This is a genomic window from Metallibacterium sp. (assembly GCF_054637675.1).
The window spans coordinates 37,408-43,584 of the sequence record NZ_JBTSRB010000023.1; the positions used below are offsets into that span (position 1 = coordinate 37,408).

Below are 6,177 nucleotides of genomic sequence, written 5' to 3' on the forward strand. Positions count from 1 at the left end.
CACGCGCGCCGCGGTGCTCGCAATCGTGTGCTGATCGCGCGACGATACGATCTCATTCCGAGGGTCGCGCGCGCATGTTCACCTTTCTGCTGTGGCTGATCCTGCTGGTGCTGTGTTGGCCGCTGGCGCTGCTGGCGCTGCTGCTGTATCCGCTGCTGTGGCTGCTGCTGCTGCCGTTTCGGCTGGTCGGCTTCGCGGTAGGCGGCGTGCTGGCCCTGGTCGCGGCGCTGCTCATGCTGCCGGCGCGCGTGCTGCGCGGGCCGGCGCTGCGCTGAGGCGGCGCCGTGGAACCCGGCGTGCGGGCGGAACTCCAACGATTTCGATAGGCAACGCGGAGCGCATCAAGATGAGCGAAGGCAAAGGCTGGATCTGGGGCATCGTGGTGGTGGCGGTGCTGGCGCTGGGCGGCTGGCTGTACTACGCCCACCAACGCGCGCTGCACCTGGTCAGCATCCCTGCGCCCGGCGAAACCGCAGCGGGCGCGATCGCCAATGCGCCGCAGCATTATTCGATCGAACACGTGCGCGGCGCGCCCGCCGCCACGTCGTCGGCGCCGCTGCCGGCGCTGAATGACGACGCGGCCATCGTCAATGCGCTGGCGGCGCTGCCCGGTGGCGAAGGCTTGCGCGCGCTGCTGAAGCCGCGGGCGCTGATCCAGCACATCGTCGCCACCGTCAACGCACTGCCCGACCGCTCGTTGGGCAGCGACGTGCTGCCGGTGCACCATCCCAAGGGCGCGTTTCTGGTCAACGTCAATGGCGGCCAGACCACGATCAACCTCGACAATGACGCGCGCTACGCGCCCTACATGCGCGTGATCGAGGCCATCCCCACACCGGTGCTGGTGGCTTGGTACGTGCATTTTTATCCGCTGTTCCAGCAGGCGTATCAGCAGCTCGGTTATCCGCATGGCTACTTCAACGACCGCCTGATCGTGGTGATCGACAACCTGCTGGCGACACCGGATCGCGCCACGCTGCCGAAGCTGGTGGCGGGCAAGAACGGCATGTGGGACTACGCCGCTCCGGCGCTGCAGTCGCTGTCGATCGGGCAGCGCACGATGTTGCGCATCGGCGCGGCCGACTCCGCCACGATCAAGGCCAAGCTGCGCGCCATCCGCGCCGATCTGGCCGGGCAGCCCCTGCCGCCGCGTTGATGCGGCGGCGTGCCTTGTCCAACTCTGCGCCGCGTTGATGCGGCGGCGTGCCTTGTCCAACTCTGCGCCGCGTTGACGCGGCGGCGTGCGCTCAACCACGGTGCGCCGCACCGCCGAAGAACCACGCGCACACCAGGATCGAGGCAATGATCCCCGCCAAGTCAGCCAGCAGCGCGCAACCCACGGTGTGGCGCACGCGCTTGATGCCGACCGCGCCGAAGTACACCGCCACCACATAGAACGTGGTCTCGGTGCTGCCCTGCATGGTCGCGGCGGTGAGTGCCGGAAAACTGTCCACGCCATAGTGCCGCATGGTCTCGATGAGCATGGCGCGCGCGGCGCTGCCGGAGAAGGGTTTCACCAGCGCAGTGGGCAATGCGGCGACGAAATCGGTGTTCATGCCGAGGCCGTGCACGACCCAGCGAATACCCTCCAGCGCATAGCCCAACGCGCCCGATGCGCGCAACACGCCGACCGCGCACAGCATCGCCACCAGATACGGCAGCAGATCGCGCGCCACGCCGAAGCCGTCTTTCGCGCCTTCGATGAAAGCCTCGTACACCGGCACGCGCTTGATCGCGCCTGCCAGCAAGAACGCCACGATCACGCCGAACAACACCAGATTGCCGACCAGCGCCGAGACACTGGCCAGCGCCGCCGTGCTCAATGTCGCCAGCCCTGCCAGCAGCGCGCCCAACAGCAGTGCGCCGCCGCCGAGATAGGCCAGCGCCACCGGGTCCCACAGCTTGAGGCGCTGCATCCATGCCACGCTGAGCAAACCCGCCAGAGTCGAGGCGCTGGTGGCAATCAAGATGGGCAGAAACACCAGCGTCGGGTCGGGCGCGCCCTGCTGCGCGCGGTACATGAAGATGCTCACCGGCAGCAGCGTGAGTGACGAGGCGTTGAGCACCAGGAACAGGATCTGCGCGTTGCTGGCGGTATCGCTGCTGGGGTTGAGGGTTTGCAGCTCGCGCATGGCGCGCAGGCCGATCGGCGTGGCGGCGTTGTCCAGCCCGAGCATGTTGGCGGCGAAATTCAGCGTGATCAGGCCGATGGCCGGATGGCCTGCGGGCACCTCGGGCATCAGCCGTCGGAACAGCGGGCCCAGCGCACGTGCCAGCGCATTCACCAAGCCCGCGCGCTCGGCGATGCGCAGCAGCCCCAGCCACAGCGTGAGCGTGCCGAACAGCAGCACCATGACCTCGACCGAGAGTTTGGCCATGGCGAACAGACTGTCGACGATGGCCGCGAACACGGCGACATCGCCCAGCGACCAGCGCGCCAGCGCGGCGAGCGCGGCGGTGAGGAAAAAACCCAGCCAGAGGCGGTTGAGCATCGGACTCCCGCGCTGCACCCTGCGCGCCGTTGCGGCGTGCGGCCGATGCTAGCAGGCGCGCATCATGGCGCCAGACGCACCCGCGCTCAGCGCGCCGGCGCGCGGCGCAGCGACAACAAAACTAACGCGATCAAACCGATGCCGCCCAGCTCCCATGCGCGCGGGCGCTCGTGCAGGATCAGCCATGCCAGCAGCACGCCGACGATGGGGATGGCGCGGCTGGTCAGGCTGGCCATCTGCGCCGGCAAGCGCTGCACCACCAACAGCCACAGCGCCCAGCCCAGGCCCGAGGCCAGCAGCACGTTGTAGGCCACCGCGACAATGAACGGCGGCGTCCATGGCACAATCGGCTGCGGCACCAGCAGACCAGCAACACGGTGCCATGCAGCATCTGCGATGCACTGAGGTTGAGCGGCGTCACGCTACGCCGCTCGAACAACCGCTTGGCCAGCGCCCGTGCCCAATGCCAACACAAGCCGCCGGCCAGCGCCAGCAGCGCACCGCGTTCGCCGCGCGAGGTCACAGATGAAACGCGGCGAGGTTTCTGTACAACATGTAGACCGCGGTCAGTGCCACGATCACCGCGAAGATCCAGTTCAGGGCTTTCTTGTTCTTGCCCAGACGCGTGGCGAGCTTTGCGCCGACCCAGCCGCCGACCACGCCGCCGAGGATATACAGCCCGGCGATGCGCCAATCGAGCAGGCCGGACCACGCATAGCTCAGCGCCGTGGTCATGCCGAAACTGCCCACCGAGAATAGTGATGTGCCGATGGCCGCAAGGATCGGCATGCCGGTGGCCAGCATCAGGCCCGGCACGATCAGAAAGCCGCCGCCGATGCCGAAGAAGCCCGACAGCAATCCGGCGCTGGCGCCGACTGCGATCAGCCAGATCGTTTCCACCGCCAGCGGGCGATGCACCGCGTCGCCACTGTGCTCGGCGCGCGGGCGCGTCATCAGGAACGCCACCACCAGCATCAGGATCGCGAACAGGAACAGCAATTTGTGACCGTTCACCGCCTTGCCCAGGATCGAACCGCCCAGCGCGGCGATGGCGCCGGCAATGGCGAAAACGATCGCCGCGCGCCAGCGCACATTGCCGGCACGCGCGTGCGGAATCAGGTTGAGATAAGAGTTGACCGACACCGCCAGCGCGGTGGTGCCGATCACCACGTGCGGATCGGGGTAGCCAACGAGGTACAACAGCAGCGGCACCGCCAGAATCGATCCGCCGCCACCGATCAAGCCCAGCGAAAATCCCACCGCCAGGCCGGAAATCACGGCCAGCACATCCTGCAGCAAGCTCAGATGAACCATCACGCATCGCCTGTCGAATGGGGAGGGCGCCAGCGCATGCCGCACCACGCTAAAATTAGCGCCTGCTGATACGACAGTCCCGCCCCACCACAGTTCCGCAACACCCGCTGGCAGCCAGCCCGCGTAAGCGAACTGTAGCCACGTGGCGCGCAAAACATTCAGACCACGCGCGCGAACACGGCCTTGAGATACCGCCCTTCCGGGGCCGCCACGCGCCAGGGATGATCCGGCCCGGCGCCGCCCACATGCAGAATTTGCAGCTCGCGCCCGACCAGCGCCGCGGCGCGACGCAGCGCCTCCAGAAACGCCGGCTCGTCCACCAATCCGGTGCACGAACAGCTCAGCAGCAGGCCGCCCGGTGCCAGTGCGCGCAGCGCCAGCGCGTTCATCGCCACGTAGGTGCGCAGCGCCTGCGGCAACCTGGCGGCATCGCGGGTGAGCTTGGCCGGATCCAGCACCACGGTGTCCCAGCGCTGCCCGGCGGCCAGCGCCTGTTCGAGATAGGGAAACAAATCGGCGACGATGAATTCCACCCGCAGCGCGTTGCGCGCGGCATTGGCGCGCGCCAGTTGCAGCACTTCCGGATCGAGATCGATCCCGGTCACCGCCACGCACCCGGCGCGCGCGGCATTGAGCGCGAAGCCGCCGCTGTTGCAGCACAAATCCAGCATGCGCCCCTGCGCCCACGCACCCAGGCGCGCGCGATTGTCGCGTTGATCGACGAAGAATCCGGTCTTGTGGCGGATGCCGGGCTGCACTTGAAACTCCAGCCCGTGCTCGCGCACCCAGCGCGGCGCCGGCAGCGGTGCCGCGCTGCAGTCGAAGCTCTCCTGCTTCTGCACATGCGCCTCGGCGTAGTGATACAACGTCGCTTCCGGATAGCGCGCGCGCAGCGCCGCTTCCACCGCGCCGCGCAGCTTCCACATGCCGGCGGCGAAGTATTCGATCACCAGCAGATCGACGTAGCGATCAACCACCAGGCCGGGCAAACCATCGCCCTCGGCGTGGATCAGGCGCAGCGCGCCCTGTTCCACGTCCAGATCGAGCTGCGCGCGCAACGCCAGCGCCGCGGCGATGCGCGCGCCGATCCAGTCGCCGTCGATGCTTTCGTGCGCGTCGCGCGTGAGCACGCGCAGGCCGATGCGCGCGTGGCCGTTCCAGAAGCCGCGCGCCAGAAAATGGCCACCGTCATCCACCAGATCAACCACGCTGCCCGGCGCCAAGCGCACGTCGGATTCCAGTGCGCGGCGAAAAATGGCCGGATGCTGCGGCAGGCGCGGCGCCAGCAGGCGCACGCGCGGATACGGACTCAGCGGCTCGTTCATGCGCGGCGCGTCAGCTTGAGCAGCAGAAACAGGATTAGCGCCAGAAAGTTCAGCCCGAGGAACCAGTGCGCGCTGCCGCCAGGGTACAACTGCCAGCCGATGTCCGGCACGCGGTAGCCGAAGCTCCAGTGGCCACCGCGCGCAAGGCCCAGCGCCGCCACCGCGCCGACATGCCAGCCATAACTGAGCCAAGGCGTGCCGAGGATCGGCACCTGCGCCAGTTGCAGCCACTGCGACCACGCGCTGCCGCGCGCGTCGCCGCTGATCAGCCACACGCCCGCGATCAGGATCAGCAGAAACAGCAGCGCGCCCAGCAGCAGCAGCGCGAACCACAGCGGCTCGCGCACCGTGAACGCGTGACCGGTCAATTCGAACAGCCCCCAGAAGCCACCGGCAATTTGCGGCACACCGATCAGGCGATGAATCATCGCGGACATGCGCGTCTCCGTATCAAACCGCGATGATAGCCGCAGCGCAGCGTGCGCCGGCCGCGGCGCTACAGGTTAAATTGCCTTGTGCGTATCCATTTCGAGGAGCTGTCCATGCCGTGGTTGGGTATGCTGGTATTTGCCAGCGGCATCGTGATCGTGCTGGTTCTGCGCGGCCCAGGCTGGCTTGGCCTGGGCTTGCTGCTGAGTTTCGTCGGTGGTATCTGGGCGGTGCTGGCGCTGGCGCACGCGCGCATCACCGGCAGCGCACGCGAGGAGCAGCTCAACGACAGCCAGATGCAGGTGCTGCGCGACATGCTGCGCCAGCAGCGTCCGCCGGATGAACCCCCCGCGCACTCTTGAGCGCAATTCGCGCAGCCGCCGTGCGTGGCCGCGTTGCTCCTTCTGATTCGAGGTCTCCCATGCCTATCCAGCCTTTGCATCCCGTTGATCCCGCCTTTGCCGCGCGCGCGCGCATCAAGGCCGCGGATTACGCGCGCCTGTATGCCGAATCGGTGCGTGATCCCGAGCGCTTCTGGAGTCGCGTCGCGCAGCGGCTGGACTGGATGCGCTTTCCCATGCGCATCAAGGACACCAGCTTTGCGCGCGAGGACTTCC

General features: G+C 67.6%; 9 protein-coding genes. 4 read left to right on the plus strand and 5 right to left on the minus strand.

Going from position 1 to position 6,177, the window contains the following annotated elements; genetic code table 11:
- Positions 1-74: 74 nt before the first annotated feature.
- Both ACYDAT_RS08810 and ACYDAT_RS08815 read left to right on the plus strand, forming a co-directional pair.
- Positions 75-275, plus strand: coding sequence for a hypothetical protein (locus ACYDAT_RS08810; protein ID WP_461438663.1), 201 nt, complete (start codon positions 75-77; stop codon positions 273-275).
- A 71-nt stretch (positions 276-346) separates the two neighbouring features.
- On the plus strand, positions 347-1,156 hold the full coding sequence (locus ACYDAT_RS08815) for a DUF3014 domain-containing protein (RefSeq protein ID WP_461449656.1): 810 nt from the start codon (positions 347-349) through the stop codon (positions 1,154-1,156).
- Between the two features lie 91 nt (positions 1,157-1,247).
- On the opposite strand, the gene ACYDAT_RS08820 is transcribed toward ACYDAT_RS08815, so the two are convergent.
- From ACYDAT_RS08820 to ACYDAT_RS08840, 5 genes are all read right to left on the minus strand, one after another.
- Entirely contained in the window at positions 1,248-2,492 is a 1,245-nt protein-coding gene (locus tag ACYDAT_RS08820) for a nucleoside recognition domain-containing protein (protein WP_461438665.1), read from the minus strand.
- An 86-nt stretch (positions 2,493-2,578) separates the two neighbouring features.
- Positions 2,579-2,851: an EamA family transporter gene (locus ACYDAT_RS08825; RefSeq protein ID WP_461449658.1), complete on the minus strand. Its 273-nt coding sequence runs from the start codon at positions 2,849-2,851 to the stop codon at positions 2,579-2,581.
- A gap of 160 nt (positions 2,852-3,011) precedes the next feature.
- Positions 3,012-3,806 (minus strand): sulfite exporter TauE/SafE family protein, encoded by a 795-nt coding sequence (locus ACYDAT_RS08830; RefSeq protein ID WP_461440665.1) that lies wholly within the window; start codon positions 3,804-3,806, stop codon positions 3,012-3,014.
- 158 nt (positions 3,807-3,964) lie between these two features.
- Positions 3,965-5,131, minus strand: a complete 1,167-nt coding sequence (locus ACYDAT_RS08835) for a class I SAM-dependent rRNA methyltransferase (protein WP_461440666.1) — start codon at positions 5,129-5,131, stop codon at positions 3,965-3,967.
- The gene (locus ACYDAT_RS08840) at positions 5,128-5,568 is read right to left on the minus strand and encodes a hypothetical protein (RefSeq protein ID WP_461440667.1); all 441 of its coding nucleotides are present in this window, start codon (positions 5,566-5,568) and stop codon (positions 5,128-5,130) included. The genes ACYDAT_RS08835 and ACYDAT_RS08840 overlap by 4 nt, the downstream gene beginning before the upstream one ends.
- 105 nt (positions 5,569-5,673) lie before the next feature.
- On the opposite strand from ACYDAT_RS08840, the gene ACYDAT_RS08845 reads away from it, so the two are divergent.
- Together ACYDAT_RS08845 and ACYDAT_RS08850 are read left to right on the plus strand one after the other, a co-directional pair.
- A complete protein-coding gene (locus ACYDAT_RS08845) occupies positions 5,674-5,922 on the plus strand; it encodes a hypothetical protein (RefSeq protein WP_461440668.1) in 249 nt (82 codons plus the stop codon).
- 59 nt (positions 5,923-5,981) lie between these two features.
- Positions 5,982-6,177, plus strand: a 196-nt coding sequence (locus tag ACYDAT_RS08850; RefSeq protein ID WP_461440669.1) for an acetyl-coenzyme A synthetase N-terminal domain-containing protein, incomplete at its 3' end; no start/stop codon positions are given.